The organism is Acidovorax sp. WCS2018Noco2-16, assembly GCF_031843945.1.
Taxonomy (GTDB): domain Bacteria; phylum Pseudomonadota; class Gammaproteobacteria; order Burkholderiales; family Burkholderiaceae_C; genus Paracidovorax.
On sequence record NZ_JAVTJJ010000011.1, the window covers coordinates 96,462 to 118,714 of the forward strand.

Annotated in this window: 16 protein-coding genes; 15 read left to right on the forward strand and 1 reads right to left on the reverse strand. The window is 66.2% G+C overall.

What is annotated here, in order from left to right; translation table 11 throughout:
• Positions 1–77: 77 nt before the first annotated feature.
• The 14 genes from RQI28_RS17605 (at position 78) to RQI28_RS17670 (ending at position 14,654) form a co-directional block, all read left to right on the forward strand.
• On the forward strand, positions 78–1,805 hold the full coding sequence (locus RQI28_RS17605; protein ID WP_311223641.1) for an AMP-binding protein: 1,728 nt from the start codon (positions 78–80) through the stop codon (positions 1,803–1,805).
• Positions 1,802–3,406 carry a carboxyl transferase domain-containing protein gene (locus RQI28_RS17610; protein ID WP_311223640.1) on the forward strand — a complete coding sequence of 535 codons (1,605 nt, stop codon included), beginning with the start codon at positions 1,802–1,804 and terminating at the stop codon, positions 3,404–3,406. Before RQI28_RS17605 ends, RQI28_RS17610 begins: the two co-directional genes overlap by 4 nt.
• Before the next feature lie 8 nt (positions 3,407–3,414).
• Positions 3,415–3,924: a DinB family protein gene (locus RQI28_RS17615; RefSeq protein ID WP_311223639.1), complete on the forward strand. Its 510-nt coding sequence runs from the start codon at positions 3,415–3,417 to the stop codon at positions 3,922–3,924.
• A complete protein-coding gene (locus RQI28_RS17620) occupies positions 3,921–4,709 on the forward strand; it encodes an enoyl-CoA hydratase/isomerase family protein (RefSeq protein ID WP_311223638.1) in 789 nt (262 codons plus the stop codon). Before RQI28_RS17615 ends, RQI28_RS17620 begins: the two co-directional genes overlap by 4 nt.
• A gap of 8 nt (positions 4,710–4,717) precedes the next feature.
• The gene (locus RQI28_RS17625) at positions 4,718–5,437 is read left to right on the forward strand and encodes a DUF4126 domain-containing protein (RefSeq protein WP_311223637.1); all 720 of its coding nucleotides are present in this window, start codon (positions 4,718–4,720) and stop codon (positions 5,435–5,437) included.
• A 116-nt stretch (positions 5,438–5,553) separates the two neighbouring features.
• The gene (locus tag RQI28_RS17630) at positions 5,554–7,569 is read left to right on the forward strand and encodes an acetyl/propionyl/methylcrotonyl-CoA carboxylase subunit alpha (protein WP_311223636.1); all 2,016 of its coding nucleotides are present in this window, start codon (positions 5,554–5,556) and stop codon (positions 7,567–7,569) included.
• A gap of 37 nt (positions 7,570–7,606) precedes the next feature.
• The gene (locus RQI28_RS17635) at positions 7,607–8,527 is read left to right on the forward strand and encodes a glyoxylate/hydroxypyruvate reductase A (protein WP_311223635.1); all 921 of its coding nucleotides are present in this window, start codon (positions 7,607–7,609) and stop codon (positions 8,525–8,527) included.
• Between the two features lie 20 nt (positions 8,528–8,547).
• Positions 8,548–9,462 carry a hydroxymethylglutaryl-CoA lyase gene (locus tag RQI28_RS17640; RefSeq protein ID WP_311223634.1) on the forward strand — a complete coding sequence of 305 codons (915 nt, stop codon included), beginning with the start codon at positions 8,548–8,550 and terminating at the stop codon, positions 9,460–9,462.
• 92 nt (positions 9,463–9,554) lie between these two features.
• The gene (locus RQI28_RS17645) at positions 9,555–10,061 is read left to right on the forward strand and encodes a YbaK/EbsC family protein (protein WP_311223633.1); all 507 of its coding nucleotides are present in this window, start codon (positions 9,555–9,557) and stop codon (positions 10,059–10,061) included.
• Between the two features lie 14 nt (positions 10,062–10,075).
• Positions 10,076–10,348, forward strand: a complete 273-nt coding sequence (locus tag RQI28_RS17650; protein ID WP_311223632.1) for a DUF1289 domain-containing protein — start codon at positions 10,076–10,078, stop codon at positions 10,346–10,348.
• A 59-nt stretch (positions 10,349–10,407) separates the two neighbouring features.
• On the forward strand, positions 10,408–11,064 hold the full coding sequence (locus RQI28_RS17655) for a DsbA family protein (protein WP_311223631.1): 657 nt from the start codon (positions 10,408–10,410) through the stop codon (positions 11,062–11,064).
• A gap of 352 nt (positions 11,065–11,416) precedes the next feature.
• Entirely contained in the window at positions 11,417–13,087 is a 1,671-nt protein-coding gene (locus RQI28_RS17660) for an MFS transporter (protein WP_311223630.1), read from the forward strand.
• A 233-nt stretch (positions 13,088–13,320) separates the two neighbouring features.
• Positions 13,321–14,310, forward strand: a complete 990-nt coding sequence (locus tag RQI28_RS17665) for a porin (protein ID WP_311223629.1) — start codon at positions 13,321–13,323, stop codon at positions 14,308–14,310.
• Positions 14,311–14,456: 146 nt separating this feature from the next.
• Entirely contained in the window at positions 14,457–14,654 is a 198-nt protein-coding gene (locus RQI28_RS17670) for a hypothetical protein (protein ID WP_311223628.1), read from the forward strand.
• Positions 14,655–14,899: 245 nt separating this feature from the next.
• Here RQI28_RS17670 and RQI28_RS17675 read toward each other — a convergent pair whose 3' ends face one another.
• Positions 14,900–16,015 carry an ABC transporter substrate-binding protein gene (locus RQI28_RS17675; RefSeq protein WP_311223627.1) on the reverse strand — a complete coding sequence of 372 codons (1,116 nt, stop codon included), beginning with the start codon at positions 16,013–16,015 and terminating at the stop codon, positions 14,900–14,902.
• Between the two features lie 283 nt (positions 16,016–16,298).
• Between RQI28_RS17675 and uvrA the strand changes: the two genes are divergently transcribed.
• Positions 16,299–22,250: an excinuclease ABC subunit UvrA gene (uvrA, locus tag RQI28_RS17680; RefSeq protein WP_311223626.1), complete on the forward strand. Its 5,952-nt coding sequence runs from the start codon at positions 16,299–16,301 to the stop codon at positions 22,248–22,250.
• Positions 22,251–22,253: the final 3 nt, after the last annotated feature.

Sequence of the window (22,253 nt, forward strand, 5' to 3'; positions counted from 1 at the left end):
TGTGGGCGGGTGGCGGGCGTATGCTGTGGCCAGGAAAAGCGCTGTTCCTTGAACGCGAAAAGACCAGGAGACATGACATGCAACCCTCTAGCGCCCCCGCCGCGGAGCCGGGTCTGAGCTACGACCGCGGCACCACCGACGTGCCGCTGATCGAGCAAACCCTCGGCGCGTTCTTTGACGACATGGTGCGCCAGGGGCCGGATCGCCTGGCGCTGGTCAGTCTGCACCAGAACCTGCGCTACACCTACGGCCAGTTGCACGCCGAAGTGCGCCGCCTGGCCAGCGCGTTGCTGGGCCTGGGGCTGCAAAAAGGCGATCGCGTCGGCATCTGGTCGCACAACAACGCCGAATGGGTGCTGATGCAATTCGCCACCGCGCAGGTGGGCCTGGTGCTGGTGAACATCAACCCGGCCTACCGCACGGCCGAGGTGGAATACGCGCTGAACAAGGTGGGCTGCCAGGCGCTGGTGACCATGGCGCGGTTCAAGACCAGCGACTACCTGGGCATGCTGCGCGAGCTGGCGCCTGAACTGGCCGCCAGCGCGCCCGGCCGGCTGCAGTCGCCACGTCTGCCGCAACTGAAGACGGTGGTGTGGATCGACGAAGCCAGGCAGGGCACCGATGAGCCCGGCCTGCTGCGATTTTCTGAACTGATGGAGCAGGGCGACGCCGAGGACGCACGCATCGACGCTGTGGCGGCGAGCCTGCAGAACACCGACCCCATCAACATCCAGTTCACCAGCGGCACCACCGGATTTCCAAAAGGCGCCACGCTCACGCACCGCAACATCCTGAACAACGGGTTCTTCATCGGCGAATGCATGCGGCTCACGCCCGCTGATCGCCTGTGCATTCCGGTGCCGCTGTACCACTGCTTCGGCATGGTGCTGGGCAACCTGGCCTGCATCACGCATGGCGCGGCCATCGTCTACCCCAGCGACGGGTTCGACCCGCTCAAGGTGCTGCAGGCGGTGCAGGCCGAGCGCTGCACCGGCCTGCACGGCGTGCCCACCATGTTCATCGCCGAGCTGGACCATCCGCGCTTTGCCGAGTTCGATTTGTCCACGCTGCGCACCGGCATCATGGCCGGCTCGCCATGCCCCACCGAGGTGATGAAGCGCGTGGTGCGCGATATGCATCTGGAGCAGATCACCATCGCCTACGGCATGACCGAAACCAGCCCGGTCAGCTGCCAGAGCAGCACCGAAACGCCGCTGGAAAAACGCGTGTCCACCGTGGGCACGGTGCAGCCGCACCTGGAGGTGAAGATCATCCACGCCGAGACTGGCGAGGTGGTGCCCCGAGGCACCTCGGGCGAGCTGTGCACGCGGGGGTATTCGGTCATGCATGGCTATTGGGGCGATGAAGCCAAGACGCGCGAGTCGATCGATGCCGAGGGCTGGATGCACACGGGCGATCTGGCCACCATGGATGCCGAGGGCTACGTCAACATCGTCGGCCGTATCAAGGACATGGTGATCCGTGGCGGCGAGAACGTGTATCCGCGCGAGATCGAGGAGTTTCTCTACCGCCACCCGCAGGTGCAGGACGTGCAGGTGGTGGGTGTGCCCGACGCACGCTACGGCGAAGAGCTGTGCGCCTGGGTCATCGCCAAGCCCGGCACGCAGCCCACGGAGGACGACATCCGCGCGTTCTGCAAGGGCCAGATCGCGCACTACAAGGTGCCGCGCTACATCCGCTTCGTCGCCGAGTTTCCGATGACGGTGACCGGCAAGATCCAGAAATTCAAGATCCGCGACGCCATGAAGGGCGAACTCGGTTTGCAGGAAAGCACCACAGCATGATTCTCGAATCCCAACTCAACCCGCGTTCGGCGGACTTTCAAGCCAACGCCGCCGCCATGCGCAGCGTAGTGGAGGACTTGCGCGCCCAGGTGACGCGCGTCGCCCAGGGCGGCGGCGAAGCGGCCCGCGCCAAGCACACGGGGCGCGGCAAGCTGCTGCCGCGCGAGCGGGTCGACCGGCTGCTGGACCCGGGCACGCCCTTTCTGGAGCTGGCGCCGCTGGCCGCGCTGAACCTCTACAACAACGACGCGCCCGGCGCGGGCCTGATCGCCGGCATCGGCCGCGTGGCGGGCGTGGACTGCATGATCGTTTGCAACGACGCCACGGTGAAAGGCGGCACCTACTACCCGCTCACCGTGAAGAAGCACCTGCGCGCGCAGGAGGTCGCCGAGCAGAACCACCTGCCGTGCATCTACCTGGTGGATTCGGGCGGCGCCAACCTGCCCAACCAGGACGAGGTGTTCCCCGACCGCGACCACTTCGGCCGCATCTTCTACAACCAGGCGAACATGAGCGCCAAGGGCATCGGCCAGATCGCCGTGGTGATGGGTTCTTGCACGGCCGGCGGCGCCTACGTGCCGGCCATGAGCGACGAAACCATCATCGTCAAGAACCAGGGCACCATCTTCCTGGGCGGCCCGCCACTGGTCAAAGCCGCTACGGGCGAGGTAGTGACGGCCGAAGACTTAGGCGGTGGCGACGTGCACACGCGCCTGTCGGGCGTGGCCGACCACCTGGCGCAGAACGACTTGCATGCACTGGCACTGGCGCGTGCAGCGGTGAAGAATTTGAATAAAAAAGAGCCTCCAGCGCTTGATGGACAAGCGCCGGCAGCTCCTAAATTTGTAGCAGAAGAGCTGTACGGCGTGATTCCGACCGACACGCGCAAGCCCTTCGACGTGCGCGAGATCATTGCCCGCATCGTCGACGGCAGCGAGTTCGACGAGTTCAAGTCGCGCTTCGGCACCACGCTGGTCACGGGCTTTGCGCGCATCGAAGGCATGCCCGTGGGCATCATCGCCAACAACGGCATTCTGTTCTCTGAAAGCGCCTTGAAGGGTGCGCACTTCATCGAGCTGTGCTGCCAGCGCAAGATTCCGCTCGTCTTTCTGCAGAACATCACCGGCTTCATGGTGGGTCGCAAGTACGAGAACGAAGGCATCGCCCGCAACGGCGCCAAGATGGTGACGGCCGTGGCCACGGCGGGTGTGCCCAAGTTCACCATCATCATTGGCGGCAGCTTTGGTGCGGGCAACTACGGCATGTGCGGCCGGGCGTATTCACCGCGCTTTCTCTGGATGTGGCCCAACGCACGCATCAGCGTGATGGGTGGCGAGCAGGCCGCCAGCGTGCTGGCCACCGTCAAGCGCGACGGCATCGAGGGCAAGGGCGGCAGCTGGAGCGCCGAGGAGGAAGAGGCGTTCAAGGCGCCCATCCGCCAGCAGTACGAGGACCAGGGCCATCCCTACTACGCCACCGCGCGGCTGTGGGACGACGGCATCATCGACCCTGCCGACACGCGCCGCGTGCTGGCACTGGGCCTGGCGGCGTCGCGCAACGCACCCATCGGCGAGACGAAGTTCGGCCTGTTCCGCATGTAAGGCCTGCCGTGGACGCGATGGGCCATTTTTGCAGCTTGGCGCGGTTCAACGCGTGGGCGACCGCGCGCCTTCTGGATTCGGTGGCGCAGTTGCATGACGATGATTACCGGCGCGACGTCAGGCTGTTCTTTCGCAGCATCCACGGCACGCTGAATCATCTGCTGGTGGGTGAACACCACCTGTGGTTTCCGCGCTTTGCCGAAGGCGCCGCGCCGCAGCTGGCGCTGGATGCGGAGCTGGAACCCGACCGGGCCCGGCTGGACGCGCGCCTGCGTTCGGGCGTGGCGCGCTGGGAGCCGTTGATCGCCACCCTGCCGCCCGAGCGTTGGAGCGGCACGCTGGACTACACCACCACCCGTGGCGTCGCGGCTTCATTGCCCTTCACCGCCGCGCTGGCTCACGTCTTCAACCATTCCACCCATCACCGGGGGCAGATCACGGCCGCGCTGACGGCGCTGGGCCAGCCGTGCCCGTCACTCGACTTTGCTCCCTATCTCCTGGACCCCTCCACACCATGAGCCAGAACCTTTCCATCACCCAAGCTGGCGCGGTCGCGCGCATCACGCTCACGCAACCCGAGATCCGCAACGCCTTCAGCGACGAGGTGATCGCCGAGATCACTGCCGCCTTCCAGGATGTGGGCGCCCGCAGCGACGTGCGCGCCGTGGTGCTGGCGGCCGAAGGCCCGGCCTTCTGCGCCGGCGCCAACCTGAACTGGATGCGGCGTATGGCCGACTACACGCGGGCCGAGAACCTGGCGGATGCAGCCAAGCTGGCAGAGATGCTGCGCGTGATATACGAATGCCCAACGCCAACAATAGCCCGCGTGCAGGGCGATGTCTATGCAGGCGGCATGGGCCTGGTGGCCGCCTGCGACATGGCGGTGGCGGTCGATACCGCGGGGTTCTGTCTGTCCGAGGTCAAGCTGGGCCTGATCCCCGCGACCATCAGCCCGTACGTGGCCCGCGCCATGGGCGCGCGCGCGGCGCACCGCTACTTTCTGACGGCAGAGCGCTTTGACGCGGCCGAGGCGCTGCGCATCGGCTTTGTGCATGACGTCGTGCCGGTCGCGCAACTGGACGCCAAGGTGGACGAACTGCTCAAGGCACTGACCCAGGCCAGCCCGCATGCCGTGCGCGCCTGCAAGCGACTGGTGCTCCAGGTCGCAGAGCGGGAGATCGATGCCGGCCTGATCGCCAGCACGGTGGAGGGCATCGCCGATATCCGCGCCAGCGAACAGGGCCGGGAAGGCGTGCAGGCCTTTCTGAACAAGCGCAAGCCGTCGTGGCTGGCGACGGATTGACATTCGCCATGGATTCGCTCTGGCTTTCCATCGTGCAGTGGCTGCACACGCTGGGCCTGCATGTCGATGCGGGCGCGGCGCAGGCCGTGGCCGAAGGCGCACGCCAAGCCACCAGCGCGCTCGACATGCCGGCCCTGATGGCCCTGGCGGCCGCGCTGGGCTGGGCCAGCGGCTTTCGGCTGTATGCAGTGATGTTCCTGGTTGGCATGATGGGATGGGCCGGCTGGCTGCCGCTGCCACCCGGCCTGGCGCTGCTGCAGCACCCGATGGTGCTGTTCGCCAGCGGCTTCATGCTCTTCGTCGAGTTCTTCGCCGACAAGGTGCCCTGGCTGGACAGTGCCTGGGACGCGGCGCACGCCATCATCCGCGTGCCCGCCGGTGCCCTGCTGGCCGCGGGTGTCTTCGGGGCTGACAACGGCGCCATGGCTGTGGCGGCGGGGCTGGTGGGAGGCTCGCTCTCGGCCACGGCGCTGGCCACCAAGATGACCACGCGCGCCGCCGTCAACACCTCGCCCGAGCCCTTTTCCAACTGGCTGCTCTCGCTCTTCGAAGACGGCCTGGTCGTGGCCGTGGTCTGGATGGCCACGCAACACCCGGTGCTGTTCGGCGTGGCGCTGGTGGTCATGGTCGTGCTGTCGGTGCTGCTGCTGGTGGTGCTCTTCAAGTTCCTGCGTGCCGTGCTGCGGCGCGTGTCTTCTCTCTTTTCCAGCCCTGCGAAGGTGGCGTGACATGTTGACAAAAATTCTGATGGCCAACCGCGGTGAAAAAATCCGCGCAGTGGGTGTTTCTGCAAATGGCTTGGCACGCGCAGCGTGCGCAGGCGATCTGGCCTCGGGAGGACGCCATGTTTAACAAGATCCTGATTGCCAACCGCGGCGAGATCGCCTGCCGGGTTGCGGCCACCGCGCGCCGCCTGGGTGTAAAGACCGTGGCCGTCTATTCCGACGCCGACGCGGGCGCCAAGCATGTGGCTGCTTGCGACGAGGCCGTCCACATCGGCGGAAGCGCGCCCAAGGACAGCTATCTGCGCTGGGAGCGCATCCTTGAAGCAGCGCGCACCACCGGCGCCCAGGCCATTCACCCCGGCTATGGCTTCCTGTCGGAAAACGAAGACTTCGCACGCGCCTGCGCCGATGCGGGTGTGGTCTTCATCGGCCCGCCACCGTCGGCCATCAAGGACATGGGGCTGAAGGCCGAGTCCAAGCAGTTGATGGAAAAGGCCGGCGTGCCGCTGGTGCCCGGCTACCACGGCGCCGACCAGGACCCGGCGCTGCTGCAGCGCGAGGCGGACCGCATCGGCTATCCCGTCCTCATCAAGGCCAGCGCCGGCGGTGGTGGAAAAGGCATGCGGGCGGTGGACAAGTCCGAAGACTTTGCAGCGGCGCTGCAATCGTGCCAGCGCGAGGCCATCAACAGCTTCGGCGACGACGCCGTGCTGGTCGAGAAGTACGTGCAACGCCCGCGCCACATCGAGATCCAGGTGTTCGGCGATACGCAAGGTAACTGCGTCTATCTGTTCGAGCGCGACTGCTCCGTGCAGCGACGCCACCAGAAGGTGCTGGAAGAAGCGCCCGCACCCGGCATGACGCCCGAGCTGCGCGAACGCATGGGCGCGGCCGCCGTGGCTGCCGCGCGTGCCGTGAACTACGTGGGCGCGGGTACGGTGGAATTCATCGTCGAGCAGCCGGGCGGCTATGAGCGGCCCGACCAGATGAAGTTCTACTTCATGGAGATGAACACGCGGCTGCAGGTCGAGCACCCGGTGACCGAAGCCATCACCGGCCAGGACTTGGTGGAATGGCAACTGCGCGTAGCCTCAGGCGAGCCGCTTCCGCTGGCGCAGCATGAGTTGCGCATCACCGGCCACGCCATCGAGGCGCGCATCTGTGCCGAAAACCCCGACAACCAGTTTCTGCCCGCCACCGGCACGCTGCACGTCTACCGCAAGCCGCAGGCCGCCAGCTTCGAGCGGGCCGTGGTGCGGATCGACGACGGCGTGCGCGAGGGCGACGCCATCAGCCCGTTCTACGACTCGATGATCGCCAAGCTGATCGTGCAAGGCGACACGCGCGAGCAGGCGCTGGCCCGGCTCGACGATGCACTGGCGCAGACCCGCATCGTGGGCCTGGCGACCAACGTGCAGTTTCTGCGGCGCGTGGCCCAAAGCGATGCTTTCTTGCAAGCCCAGCTCGACACGGCGCTCATCCAGCGCGAAGCGGCCGTGCTGTTCCACCAGGAGCCCGTGGGCCTGCCGACGGCTGCAGCCGTGGCGGTGGCCCACACGCTGCTGCGCGAACGTGCGGGCCAAGGCGAGGGCGCCAGCCCTTTCGGGCAGCGTGATGGCTGGCGTTCCAACAGCGCCTATCGCCGGCCCTTCGACTTCGAATTCGGCGGCGAGCCGGCGCAGGCCTGGCTCACGTACGCACCGGGCGGCGCGCCCACGCTGGAAGTGGGCGAGGTCGCCGGGCCGCTGGAATTCAGCACCGCCCATGACGGCGCCATCGACCTTACGTTCGCCGGTCGCCGCACGCGGGCCGCGGTGCATGTACTGGGCGATGCCGTGCATGTCTTCACGCTCCACGGCGCCACGCGCATCGACATCATCGACCCGTTGGCCCACGCGGGCGACACCCAGGCTGAGGGCGGACGGCTGACAGCGCCCATGCCGGGCAAGGTGGTGTCGTTCGCTGTGCGCGCCGGAGACACCGTCTCGCGCGGCCAGCCGCTCGCGGTGATGGAGGCCATGAAGATGGAGCACACCATCGCAGCACCGGCCGACGGGGTGGTGCAGGAACTGCTTTACGCGCCGGGCGACCAGGTGACCGAAGGCGCTGAATTGCTCAGGCTTTCCGCAGCGTGAGAGCACGTGTGGTTCTCGCGCGGTAGGCTCGGTGGTCATGAACATCACCATCTGCTGTACCGATACGAAAACAGAGCCCTGGGTGGCCGGGCTGAGCGCGGCCCTGCCTGGCGCCATCGTCACTGTTTGGCAACCGGGCGCCCCGCAGGCCGACGTGGCCGTGGTGTGGGCGCCGCCCCAACAATTTTTGGACGAGCAGCCGCGCCTGCAAGCGCTCTTCAACATCGGCGCGGGCGTGGATGCGCTGCTGCGTCTGCGCCTGCCGCCCGGCGTGCGCGTGGTGCGGCTGGACGACGCGGGCATGTCCGTGCAGATGGCCGAGTACGTGAGCCATGCCGTCATCCGCCACTACCGCGAACTGGACGCCTATGAGGCCGACATGCGCGACGGCCGCTGGGGCTATCGCCGGCCGCGTGCGCGGTCGGAGTTCACCGTGGGTGTGATGGGACTGGGCGTGCTGGGCGAGCGCGTTGCCCGCGCGCTGGCGCACTTCGAATTTCCGGTGGTCGGCTGGAGCCGATCGCCCAAGTCGGTGCCGGGCGTGCGCGCCTTCCACGGTGCAGAACAGTTCAATGACTTCCTAGCCACCAGCCGAGTGCTGGTGAACCTGCTGCCGCTCACGCCCGACACCGAAGACATCCTGAACCGTGACGCGCTTTCGCGCCTGCCTGCAGGTGCCTATGTGGTCAATGTGGCGCGCGGCGCGCACCTGGTCGAGGAAGACCTGCTGGAACTGGTGGACGCCGGCCACCTGACGGGCGCCACGCTGGACGTGTTCCGCACCGAACCCCTGCCGCCCGGCCACCCGTTCTGGAGCCACCCGCGCATCGTGGCGACGCCGCACACCTCGGCCCGCACGCTGCGCGAAGAAAGCATTGCGCAGATCGCCGGCAAGATCGCCGCCCTGCAGCGCGGCGAGGCGCTGGCGGGTACGGTGGATGCGGCGCGGGGTTATTGATTCTTTCAAGGAAATTTGTCATGAGCAGCAGTCTTCCCTCCCGCGTCCAGTTGATCGACGTCGGCCCGCGCGACGGGCTGCAGAACGAGAAGTCGCCCGTGCCCGCCGACATCAAGATCGGGCTGGTGCAGCGTCTACAGCAAGCTGGTCTGCGCGAGATCGAGGTCACCAGCTACGTCAGCCCCAAGTGGGTGCCTCAGATGGCAGACAACCATGCCGTCATGTCCGGCATCGCGCGGCAGCCCGGCGTGCGCTACTCGGTGTTGACGCCCAACCTCAAAGGCTTCGAGGCCGCGGTGCTCGACCAGCCCGACGAGATCGTGGTGTTCGGCTCGGCGAGCGAAGCTTTCAGCCAGCGCAACATCAACTGCAGCATCGCCGAGAGCATCGAGCGGTTCGCGCCGGTGGTGCAGGCCGCCCTGGCGGCAGGCATCGCCGTGCGCGGTGCGATGAGCTGCACCGTCGGCTGCCCTTACGAGGGCGAGGTCGCCCCGGAGCGCGTGGCCTACTTAGCGGGCCTGCTCAAGGGCATCGGCGTGCAGCGGGTGGATGTGGCGGACACCATCGGCGTGGGCACGCCGCTCAAGGTGCAGCGCGCCATCGAGGCGACGCTGCAGCACTTCGACATCAATGGCGTTTCGGGCCACTTCCATGACACCTACGGCCAGGCGCTTGCCAACACGCTGGCGGCATTGCACCTGGGCGTGTGGAACTTCCAGTCGTCCGTGGCCGGCCTGGGCGGCTGCCCTTACGCCAAAGGCGCGACGGGCAATGTGGCGACGGAAGATGTGGTCTACCTGCTGCACGGCATGGGCATCGAGACCGGCATTGACCTGGACCAATTGATCGATGCAGGCGCCTACATCAGCGACTTTCTGGGCCGCAAGCCGAACTCGCGGGCGGCGACGGCCCTGCTCAACAAGCGGGCGGGATAGGGGCGCAAGGACGGTGATCTGAGTGGGCGATGCTCGCTAAGATCACCAAGCAACGAACCCAGTCCAACCCAACCCGAGCAAGGATCTTTCTGATGTGTGGCGCTGAACTCCAGTCCCTTCCCGAAGGCGTGCAACGCGTCGCTGCGGCCCTGCAGGCCAAGGGCCATCCGCATGCGCCGCGCATGCTCGACAGCTCGGCGCGCACGGCGCAGGAGGCGGCCGACGCCCTGGGCATCGCCGTCGGGCAGATCGCCAAGAGCATCATCTTCCGGCGCAAGAGCGACGACGTGGCCGTGCTGGTTATCACCTCGGGCGACCGGCGCGTGGACGAAAAGAAGGTTGATGCGCTGGTGGGCAAGACAGGCCGTGCGGACGCGGAGTTCGTCAAAGCCCGCACGGGCTTCACCATCGGCGGCGTCTCGCCGGTGGCGCACGCCACGCCTCCCGTCACGCTGATCGACCGCGACCTGTTCCGCTTCGACGAGATCTGGGCGGCGGCGGGCCATCCGAACGGCGTGTTTCAGTTGCGACCGCACGACCTAGAAGCGCTCACCAACGCGCCGGTGGCCGACGTGGTGCAGCCGCCTGTGGTGGGATGACAAGCGGCACTCTGATGGCTGATGCTATTGAATTAATAGCTGCTCGCGCTTGTGAGATAAGCGCTGCAGGCCATTTTGATGCTGAAAGCGAGGCTGCGGTGCCGTCGCCCTGCATCGGCGTGTGCCGCATGACGGCGGACCGCAGCCAGTGCGAGGGCTGCTTTCGCACGCTCGACGAGATCCGCGTCTGGTCCACGGCGAGCAGCCTGCAGCGCCGCGCCATCTGGGCCACGCTGCTGCATCGCGCCGGGCTGCCCCCGCTGGCGGCGCAGCCGGCTACGCGCTGAAGGATCGGGCGCCGCGCAAACAGAAAGCTCTCGCCCCAGCCATCGCAAAGGACTTCGCCATGCACCAGATCACGTTCTACCTGGACTTCGTCTCGCCTTACGCCTGGCTCGCTTTCGATGCCTTGCCGAAGGCGCTGCAAGGGCTCAGCTACGAGGTGCGCTATCGGCCCGTGCTGCTGGGCGCGCTGTTGCAACAGCATGGCAACCCGGGCCCGGCCGGTGTGCCGCCCAAGCGCGACTGGACCTACCGCCACGCATCGTGGCTGGGCCACGCCCAAGGCTGCGGGCTGGACATGCCCGCCCGCCACCCGTTCAACCCGCTGCCGCTGCTGCGGCTGGCGCTGGCCTGCAGTGACGACGGCTACATCAACCGCTTTGTGGCCGGTGCCGTGCTGCGCCATGTCTGGCTGGGCGGGCACGATGCGCTCGACCCGGCGCGGCTCGCGGCGCTGGAGGTGGAGCTGACGGCGCAGTTGCGGCCCGATCCGGACGGCCAGGGTGCCAAAGCGAAAGCGCTTTTGCGCGCCAACACCGACGAGGCCACGGCGCGGGGCGTGTTCGGCGTGCCCAGCTTCCTGGTTGCGGACCGGTTGTTCTGGGGCCTGGACGGCTTGCCCATGCTGCGTGCCAGCCTGCAGGCAGATGCCTGGTTCGACGGGCCCGCTTGGGACGCCGCGTCGCGCGTGCCCAGCGGGCTGGCGAGTCGCCCAGACTGAGGTTGGTCCCAGCCTCGTTCAGTGGCTGCCCGCATCTTGCATTGCCCGCAGGCCCTATCAAAGCAGAGCCACCAGGGTTTGTCCTTGGCAGGGATAACCCGCAAAACTTCCTCGGTGTTTACCCGCACCACAGAGGAGCTACTGACGGTCGAGCCACGCGAAAAGCAGGCTTATCTCACATCAAGAAAACGGCGCTAGGGGTTGCGCCCGGTTTTGTCAGCGGCGCGTAAGACCCGCGGCGGGAGGCGCAGTTGGGTTGTCAGTTTTCGGTCAGATGGCGCGCACATATTGCGCCGCAGGCACCTGTATGGGTGCTGCCGTTATCGCCCCGAAATTCATGGAGACCAATACCATGGCTACCAATGTCGCTCCCCGGCCCATGTCGCCGGAAGAAAAGAAAGTCATCTTTGCCTCCTCGCTAGGCACTGTCTTCGAGTGGTATGACTTCTATCTGTACGGGTCGCTCGCGGCCATCATCGCCAAGCAGTTCTTCAGCGGTCTGGATGCTGGCGCGGCCTTCATCTTTGCGCTGCTCGCCTTCGCTGCGGGCTTCATCGTGCGGCCCTTCGGCGCACTGGTGTTCGGCCGGCTGGGGGACATGATCGGCCGCAAGTACACCTTCCTGGTCACCATCCTGATCATGGGCCTGTCCACCTTCATCGTGGGCATCTTGCCGACCTACGCCAGCATCGGCGTGGCCGCGCCGGTCATCCTGATCGTGCTGCGCATGCTGCAGGGCCTGGCCCTGGGCGGCGAGTACGGTGGTGCCGCCACCTACGTGGCCGAACATGCTCCGCAGGGCAAGCGCGGTGCGTACACCTCCTGGATCCAGACCACGGCGACGCTGGGCCTGTTCCTGTCGCTGATCGTGATCCTGGGCACCCGCACCATTCTGGGCGAGCAAGCCTTCGGTGACTGGGGCTGGCGCATTCCGTTCCTGGTGTCCATCCTGCTGCTGGGCATCTCGGTGTGGATCCGGCTGTCGCTGTCCGAGTCGCCCGCCTTCCAGAAGATGAAGGCCGAGGGCAAGACCTCCAAGGCGCCGCTGGCTGAATCGTTCGGCGAGTGGAAGAACCTGAAGATCGTGATCCTGGCGCTGATCGGCCTGACCGCCGGCCAGGCCGTGGTCTGGTACACCGGCCAGTTCTACGCGCTGTTCTTCCTGACGCAACAGCTCAAGGTCGACGCGACCACGGCCAACCTGCTGATCGCCGCAGCGCTGCTGCTGGGCACCCCGTTCTTCCTGATCTTCGGCACGCTGTCGGACAAGATCGGCCGTAAGCCGATCATCATGGCGGGCTGTGTGCTGGCTGTGCTGACCTACTTCCCGGCATTCAAGGCGCTGACCACTGCTGCAAACCCCGATCTGGCCCGTGCGCAGGCCACTGCCGCCGTCACCGTGACCGCCGACCCTGCCACCTGCTCCTTCCAGGGCAACCCGGTGGCGCGTGAAATTGACTTCAAGAGCTCGTGCGACATCGCCAAGCGCTATCTGGTGCAGAACTCGGTCAGCTACGAAAACGTGGCCGGCCCTGCAGGCTCTGCCGCTGTGGTCAAGATCGGCGACAAGCTCGTTACGGCACCCTCGGGCAACGTCGTCAACCTGAAGTTCGATGAAGCCTCGGTCAAGAACATCGCCGCGTTCAAGAAGGAAGTCGCGACCGACCTGACCACCGCCGGCTACCCAGCCAAGGCGGATCCGGCCAAGATGAACAAGGTATTGATCGTCGGAATCCTGTTCTACCTGGTGCTGCTGGTGACCATGGTCTACGGTCCTATCGCCGCCATGCTGGTGGAAATGTTCCCAACCCGCATCCGATACACGTCGATGAGCCTGCCGTACCACATCGGCAATGGCTGGTTCGGCGGCCTGCTGCCCACCATGTCGTTCGCCATCGTGGCGCAGACCGGCAACATGTACAACGGCCTCTGGTACCCGATCATCATTGCTGGCGCCACGGCCATCATCGGCACGCTGTTCATCCGCGAAACCAAGGACGTCGACATTTACGCCGACGACTGACCTGCCTTGGCGCAGAACCTGGTTTTCCTGGTGCGTCGCCGCACACGATTGGGGAATGTCTCTAAAAGTGTGGTGGCGATACATCAGGACAATCATGAAAACTACTTTCGCATGTGTTAACCGGACCGTTACACCTAGAATTTGACGGAGTAGTCGCACACGGTGCTGACGGCCCACCAGGCTGCAAGCGGTGCCTACATCACCCGATGGACACAAGCATTCAAGGACTCCACATGCAAAAAACCAATCGCCTGCTGCTCGCTTCCCTGGCACTGCTGAGCACCTCCGCTGCATTCGCTCAAAGCAGCGTGACCATCTACGGCCGCGTGAACACGACGGTCGAGCGTCAAAAAGACGGCGGCACCACCAACACCGTCGTGGCCAACAACGCTTCGCGTTTCGGCTTCCGTGGCACCGAAGATCTGGGCGGCGGCCTGAAGGCTGGCTTCGTTCTGGAAAGCGGCTTCAATTCCGATACCGGCACCACCGACTCGCGCGGCTTCTTCGCTCGCCAGAGCGAACTGAACCTGTCGGGCAATTTCGGTACCCTGCGCCTGGGCCGCATGACCGCCGAGTCGTACTACGCCACCGCCGACTACATCGGTCTGCACAACCACGACACCGGCTCTTCGTCGGACGCGTTCTACGCATCCGTCATGCGCAACGCATTCACCAACTCCAACACGGTCGCCTACAAGACCCCTGACTTCGGTGGCCTCACCGTGCAGGGTTCGGTGGGCATGCATGAGCAGACCGTCGGCGGCAAGAACGTGTATGACCTGGCTGCTTACTACACGCTGGGCGCCCTCGAACTGGGTGGCGGCTATTCCAAGCTGGACGACGCGAACCAGGTCGCACTGCGCGCCATGTACACGATGGGCCCCTTCATCGTCGGCGCTTACTACCAGCGCAGCGACGACTGGAACGCCATGACCGACACGGCTGCTGCCGTGGGCAAGCGTGACAACTACCGTCTGGTGGGCGCCTACATGATGGGCGCTTCCGAATTCCACCTGAACGTGGGCCGCGCCGGCAAGTACGACAACGTCGCCAACAGCTCCGCCATGCAATACACGCTGGCCTACAACTACAACCTGAGCAAGCGCACCAAGCTGTACGGCTACTACACCCGTGTGGACAACAAGGCAGGTGCCAGCTACTTCAGCTCGGCCGCCGGCAACGACTTCAGCTCCGTGGCTGTAGGCGTTCGCCACGCTTTCTGATGGCCGCACCGGCTGCGGGCTTGAAGGAGCCTGCCGCCGGTGGTGACTCAAGTGCAAGAGCCCCACCCCCGCAAGGGCGTGGGGCTTTTTCTTTTCCTTATCCTCCAGTTCAAGTCGTCAGTTCAACCATCCAGGAGACAAAAAGCATGTGGAAAATCGTCGTGGGCTTCGTTCTGTTCGCCGCCCTGTCATTGTTCGTGATCATGAAGGCCGGAGACAAAGTGGATATGAGCGGAGAAAAGCACAGTGGCGATGTCGCCCATGCGCCGGCACCCGTGGCACCTGCTTCCACGGTGGTCACTCCGGCAGCCTCTGCAGCATCCGCCGCCAGCGCCGCCAAGTAAGGCAGCAAGGCAGCGGGAGCTTGGCTTTGGTGCCTATGCTGCTGCCGTGATGGCTGCCATCCACCTCCACCGGTCGGTGTGCTGGCCTGATGGACCGCCATGGCCCTGCGCTTGACTCACTCAACGATGGAAGCTGAGCCGGTGGCTCGCCGTCGCTACACCATGCAAAAAGCCCGCAATGCGGGCTTTTTGCTTTTGGAAAATGCACAGCGGTCGCCTGTGACCGCTACCCTGCGGCCGGTGCTTCAGCGGCGAAACTTGCCGTCGGTGCCGATGATGGAGAGGTCGGCAAAGTCCAGGCCGGAATGGTCATCGGGCGTGTACGAGATTTCCAGCCCGCCCAAATCGAACTTCTGCAGCCCTTCCAGCGCCGCCTGAATGCGCTCGCGCGTTGGCTTGGGACCCGCACGGCGCAAGCCTTCCACCAGCACCTTGGCCGCGGCGAAGCCTTCCAGCATGGCGGGGCTGATTTCCTTGCCCTTGGCCTTGGCCAGTTCCTGTGCTTCGCGCACCATGGGGAAGTTGATGGAGCGCTCGTTAGGGAACACCTGGGTGACGATCACGCCGCGCGCGTTGTTGCCCAGGCTTTTGGCAAAGCCGCTGGAGGCGTTGTTCGACAGCGTGACGATCTGCGCCGTGGAGCCCGCCGCGCGGAACGCCGCGTAGCCTTCTGCAACCGCGGTGCCGGATGCGATCATCACGATGGCTTGCGCCTGCGACTGAACGATTTTCGGGGCGATGGGGCCGAAGTCGGGCTTGGATCGGTCGAAGCGCTCTTGCAGCACGGCTTGGAGCTTGGCCTGGTCCAGCCCGCGTTGGGCGCCGGCCAGTCCGTCCGCGCCGAAGCTGTCGTCCGCCAGCACCACGGCGATGCGCGTGATGCCCATGGAAACCAAATGGCTCACGGCCTTTTCGGCTTCGCGCTGGTAGGTCGCGCGCACGTTGAAGATATGTTTGCGCACCGGCTTGTGCAGCACCATGGCGCCGGTGGATGGCCCCACCAGCGGCACGCCGAATTTGTCCAGCAACGGAAGCACCGCCTCGGTGTGGGGGGTGCCGCGCGTGAGGAAAAGGGCCAGCACGTTGCGGTCTTCGATGAGCTGGCGGGCGTTATCGGCGGCCAGCTTCGGGTCGAACTTGTCGTCCAGCGATATCAGTTCGATCTTCTGTCCTGCCACGCCGCCTTTGCTGTTCACCGTGTCGAAGTACAGCTTCGCCCCGTCGGTGGTTTCCTGTACCCCGGCTGCGACCGCGCCTGAGAAGCCCGCTGTCTGGCCCACCAGCAGTTGCGCGTGGGCGAGCGGTGCGAGCAGGGCGGTAACGGCGGCGAGTGCGGCGGCAGCCTGGGGCCAGCGGATCATGTGGGTACTCCAAAAAAGGGGTGACAAGGAAAATGAGCAGGCAGGCGCCCATGGCGCCCACGGACACTCCATCCTGCGGGCGAGCGCAGTCGAGGGCCGGACAATATGACGCTGATTGGCTGGGGTGACAATTGGTAACCACCCTGTGGGAGCTCTTGTCATCGTTGCGTTTCCGGCCTACTGCCCCATCTGGAATGCTTGCGCAAAATGCTGCTTACTGCCCGTCGCCTTGCGCGCACGGTGCCTAGAATCTTCCGCCCCCACCCAGAAAGACGCCCACTCCATGACCCAGGGACTGATCCGCATCCACGGCGCGCGCCAGCACAATCTCAAGGACATCGATCTCGACATCCGCACCGGCGAGCTGACCGTGGTGACAGGCCCCAGCGGCTCGGGCAAGTCCAGCCTGGTGTTCGACACGCTCTACGCCGAAGGCCAACGCCGCTACGTGGAAACCTTCAGCGCATACGCGCGCCAGTTCCTCGACCGCATGGACAAACCGGCCGTGGACAAGGTCGAGGGCGTGCCGCCGGCCATCGCCATCGACCAGACCAACCCCGTCCGCTCGTCGCGATCCACCGTGGGCACGATGACCGAGCTGAACGATCACCTGAAGCTGCTGTTCGCCCGCGCCGGCCAGCTGTTCGACAAGCAGACCGCGCTGCCGGTGCGCCACGATTCGCCCGACAGCATCTATGCCGAACTCCAGCGGCGCTGCGCCGAGTCGGGCGATCCGCGCGTGGTGCTGACCTTCCCGGTCGAATTACCCGCCAACACCTCGGCCGAACAGGTCGAGCAGTGGTTGTCCGCCAGCGGCTTCACCAAGGTGCAGGCCGAGCGTGAGCAGGGCGGGCGCAAGCTGCTCGATGTGGTGGCCGACCGCTTCCGGCTGGCCAAAGCCGAGCGCGCCCGCGTGGTCGAGGCCATCGAGGTCGCGCTCAAGCGCGGCACCGGGCGATTGAACGTGTATGTACTCCCCCCGACCGTTCAACCTGAGCTTGTCGAAGGCCGGGACAGCGTTTCGACCCCTTCGACAGGGCTCAGGACAGGCAGCTCAACGCGAACGGAGGCGACACCCGAACTCTGGAAGTTCTCCACCGGCCTGCATTCGCCCGAGAGCGACCTGCGCTACAGCGAGCCCATGCCGTCGATGTTCTCGTTCAATTCGGCCGTGGGCGCCTGCGACACCTGCCGCGGCTTCGGGCGGGTGATCGGCGTCGACTACGGCCTGGTCATTCCGAACGACAAGCTCACGCTGCGCGCCGGTGCCGTCAAGACCATCCAGACACCGGCCTGGAAAGAGGCGCAGGACGACCTCATGCGCCATGCCGAGTCGGCCGGCATTCCGCGCGACACGCCCTGGTACAAGCTGACCGACGACCAGAAGCAGTGGGTGATCGGCGGCACCCCCGGCTACAAGGAAGGCAACTGGAACAAGCAGTGGTACGGCATCAAGCGCTTCTTCGAATACCTGGAGAGCAAGGCCTACAAGATGCACATCCGCGTGCTGCTGTCCAAGTACCGCAGCTACACGCCGTGCCCCACCTGCGGCGGCGCGCGCCTGAAGACCGAGAGCCTGCTCTGGCGCATCGGCAGCAAGGCCGCGGCCGATGCCGTGGTCGAGCCCGCGCGCCGCTTCATGCCGCAGGGCGTGCAATGGAGCCGCGCGCAGCTCGAAGCTTTGCCCGGCCTCACGCTGCACGACCTGATGCTGCTGCCCATCGACCGGCTGCGCCGCTTCTTCGCGCAGATGGGCGATGAAGTGGTTGCTCCTGTTTTGATAGCTGCTGGCGCTTATGTATCAAGCGCTGGAGGCCAAAAAGACCTTGAAACGGTGGCGGCGGCACCCGTTCAGGCCGCCAACGCTGGCGACGCCCAGGCGCTGAAGCTGCTGCACGAAGAGATCACCACGCGCCTGAAGTACCTGTGCGACGTCGGCATCGGCTACCTCACGCTCGACCGGCAAAGCCGCACGCTCAGCGGCGGCGAGGTGCAGCGCATCAACCTGACGACCGCGCTGGGCACCTCGCTGGTCAACACGCTCTTCGTGCTGGACGAGCCCAGCATCGGCCTGCACCCGCGCGACATGCACCGCATCACCGAGGCCATGCTGCGCCTGCGCGACGCCGGCAACACGCTGGTGGTGGTCGAACACGACCCGGCCGTCATGCTGGCGGCCGACCGCGTGATCGACATGGGCCCGGGCCCCGGCGAGCGCGGCGGCTACATCGTCTTCGACGGAACCACGGCCGACCTGCGCCGCGCCGACACCCTGACCGGCGTGTACCTGAGCGGCGCCAAGCAGATCACCTCGGGCATCAAGCGCATGGTGACCGACGCCACGCCGCGCCTCATTCTGGAAGGCGCGCGCGAGCACAACCTGCAGAACGTGTCGGTCGACTTTCCGCTGCAGCGGCTGGTCACCGTCACCGGCGTCAGCGGCTCGGGCAAGTCCACGCTGATCCAGGACGTGCTGGCGCCCGCGCTGCTGCGCCACTTCGGCAAGGCGACTGAGACGCCCGGCACGCACGACCGCCTGCTGGGCGCCGACCACCTGGGCGACGTCGTCTTCGTGGACCAGTCGCCCATCGGCAAGACCGCGCGCTCCAACCCTGTCAGCTACGTGGGCGCGTGGGACGCCGTGCGCGAGCTGTTCGCCGTGGCGCCGCTCGCGCGCCAGCGTGGCTACACCGCGTCCAAGTTCAGCTTCAACTCGGGCGACGGGCGCTGCCCCACCTGCGGCGGCTCGGGCTTCGAGCACGTGGAGATGCAGTTTCTCTCCGACGTGTACCTGCGCTGCCCCGATTGCGACGGCAAACGCTACCGGCCCGAGATTCTGGAAGTGACCATCGACCGCGGCGGCCGCATGGTGAACGTGGCCGACGTGCTCGACCTGACGGTGAGCGAGGCCGCTGCCGCCTTCGCGCAAGACCGCGACGTGATCCGCGCGCTGCAGCCTATCGTGGATGTGGGGCTGGAATACGTGAAGCTCGGCCAGCCCGTGCCCACGCTCTCGGGCGGCGAGGCGCAGCGCCTGAAGCTCGCCGGCTTTCTCGCCGAAGCCGCCAAGAGCGCCAGCAGCAGCCGCCAGCCGCTGGCGCGCAAGGGCACGCTGTTCCTCTTCGACGAGCCCACCACCGGCTTGCACTTCGACGATATCGCCAAGCTGATGCGTGCGCTGCGCAAGCTGCTGGACGCCGGCCATTCGCTCATCGTTATCGAGCACAACCTGGACGTGATCCGCGCCAGCGACTGGCTGATCGACCTGGGGCCGGAGGGCGGCGACGCCGGCGGCCTGGTGGTGGCCGAGGGCACGCCCGAAGACGTGCGCCAGCACCGCACGTCGCACACCGGCGCCGCGCTGCGCGACTACGAGCTGGCGCTGGGCGAGGGCGGCCATTCGGTGCACGAAAAGGCGGCGGTGCTACGAAAAGAGAAGCTGTCCGCGCCCGGCTACCAAGCGCCAGCGGCCAAAAACGCCATTGAAATCATCAACGCCAAAGAGCACAACCTGAAGAACCTGTCGGTGGACATTCCGCGCGGCAAGTTCAATGTGGTAACGGGCGTGTCGGGCTCGGGCAAGTCCACGCTGGCGTTCGACATTCTGTTCAACGAAGGGCAGCGCCGCTACCTCGAATCACTGAACGCCTACGCCCGCAGCATCGTGCAGCCGGCCGGCCGGCCGGAGGTGGACGCGGTGTACGGCATTCCGCCCACGGTGGCCATCGAGCAGCGCCTGTCGCGCGGCGGCCGCAAGAGCACGGTGGGCACGACGACCGAGGTGTGGCACTTTTTGCGACTGCTCTACGTGAAGCTGGGCGTGCAGCATTGCATCCACGACGGCGCCGCCGTGCAGCCGCAAACGGCAGACAGCATCGCCGCGCAGCTGCTCACGCAGTTCAAGGGCCAGCACATCGGCCTGCTGGCGCCGCTGGTGATGAACCGCAAGGGCGTCTACACCGAGCTGGCCGACTGGGCGCGCCCGCGCGGCTACACGCATCTGCGGGTGGACGGCAACTTCCTGCCCACTACCGGCTTTCCGCGCATCGACCGCTTCAAGGAGCACACCATCGAGCTGCCCGTGGCCAGCCTGGACGTGTCGCCCGCCAACGAGGCCGAACTGCGCGCCGCGCTGGCCCGCACGCTGGAGCACGGCAAGGGCGTGGTGCACGTGCTGAGCAGCCTGGACGGCCTGAAAGACGCCATGCTCGCCAGCCAGCCCACGGCGGGCATCGGCCGGCTGCAGGCTTTTTCGACCAAGCGCGCCTGCCCCATCTGCGCGACGAGCTACGCCGAGCTGGACCCGCGCCTCTTTTCGTACAACAGCAAGCACGGCTGGTGCCCCGACTGCGTGGGCACGGGCGTGAAGCTGACCAAAGAGCAACGCAAGGTGTTCGACGATTCCGTGCAGGACGACAAGGAAAAAGGCCGCGAGCAGACATTTGCCGAACCCGACGCCGACGACGTGGAAGGCCTGGCCTGCCCCACCTGCCAGGGCACGCGCCTGAACCCCATCGCCCGCGCCGTGCTGTTCGCCGGCACGCCGGTGACCGAGGTCGCACGCCTGGCGGTGTCCGAAGTGCGGCAGTGGATCGAGGGGCTGCAACTGTCGGGCCGGCAAGCGGAGATCGCCCGCGACCTGGTGCCGGAGATCAAGAGCCGGCTCGAATTTTTGGAAGAAGTGGGGCTGTCGTACCTCACGCTCGACCGGGGCGCGCCCACGCTCTCGGGCGGCGAGGCGCAGCGCATTCGCCTGGCCGCGCAACTGGGCAGCAACCTGCAGGGCGTGTGCTACGTGCTGGACGAGCCCACCATCGGCCTGCATGCGCGCGACAACCAGATCCTGCTGAACGCGCTGCACAAGCTGGGCGAGAAGGGCAACACGCTGGTGGTGGTGGAGCACGACGAAGACACCATTCGCCGCGCCGACCACATCATCGACATCGGCCCCAGCGCCGGCAAGCGCGGCGGGCGGCTGGTGGCGCAGGGCACGGTGGCCGACATCCAGGCGGCGGAAGATTCGCAGACCGGCCGCTACCTGCTGCACGCCATGCGCCACCCGCTGCAGGCGCGCCGCGATGTGTTTGCTATGAAAGATGTAGCTGATAGCGCCCGTCCATCAAGCGCTAGAGGCCAAAAAGACCATGAACCTGAAACGGTTGTTCAGCCCGCGCACTGGCTGACCGTGCTGGGCGCTCATCTGCACAACCTGCAGCAGGTCACCACGCGCGTGCCGCTGAACCGGCTGGTGGCGGTCACAGGCGTCAGCGGCTCGGGCAAATCGACCCTGGCGCGTGACGTGCTGCTGGCCAACGTGCAGGCCTGGGTGCAGCAGCGATCCACCAAGGCCGGCCGCGACGCGATGGATGCCGGCAAGGCGCCCGCGCTGGTCGGCTGCACGGGCCTGGCCGGCTTCGAGACCATCGACCGCGTGCTGGAGGTCGACCAGACGCCCATCGGCAAGACGCCGCGCAGTTGCCCCGCGACCTACATCGGCTTCTGGGACACCATCCGTAAGCTGTTCACCGAAACGCTGGAAGCCAAGGCGCGCGGCTACGCGGCCGCGCGCTTCAGTTTCAACACCGGCGAAGGCCGTTGCCCGATCTGCGAAGGCCAGGGCATCCGCACCATCGCCATGAGCTTTCTGCCCGACGTGAAGGTGCCGTGCGAAGCCTGCCATGGCGCGCGCTTCAATCCCGAAACACTGGCGGTCACCTGGCGCGGCAAGAGCATCGGCGACGTGCTGCAGATGGAAGTGGACGAGGCGGTGCAGTTCTTCGCCAGCATGCCCAGCATCGCGCACCCGCTGCAGTTGCTCAAAGACGTGGGCCTGGGCTACCTCACGCTCGGCCAGCCCAGTCCCACGCTGTCGGGCGGCGAGGCGCAACGCATCAAGCTCGTCACTGAACTGACGAAGGTGCGCGACGAGATCGGCCGGCGCGGGCAGAAGGCGCCGCACACGCTCTACGTGCTCGACGAGCCCACCGTCGGACTGCACATGGCCGACGTGCACAAGCTCATCCAGGTGCTGCACCGGCTGGTGGCGGGCGGCCACAGCGTGGTCGTCATCGAGCACGACCTGGATGTCATCGCCGAGGCCGACTGGATCATCGACCTGGGGCCGGAAGGCGGCAAGGAAGGCGGCCGCATCGTGGCGGCGGCCACGCCGGAAGAGGTGGTGCGGCTGGGCACGCATACGGGCAAGGCATTGGGGCCGGTGCTGGCGCGCGCCTGAATT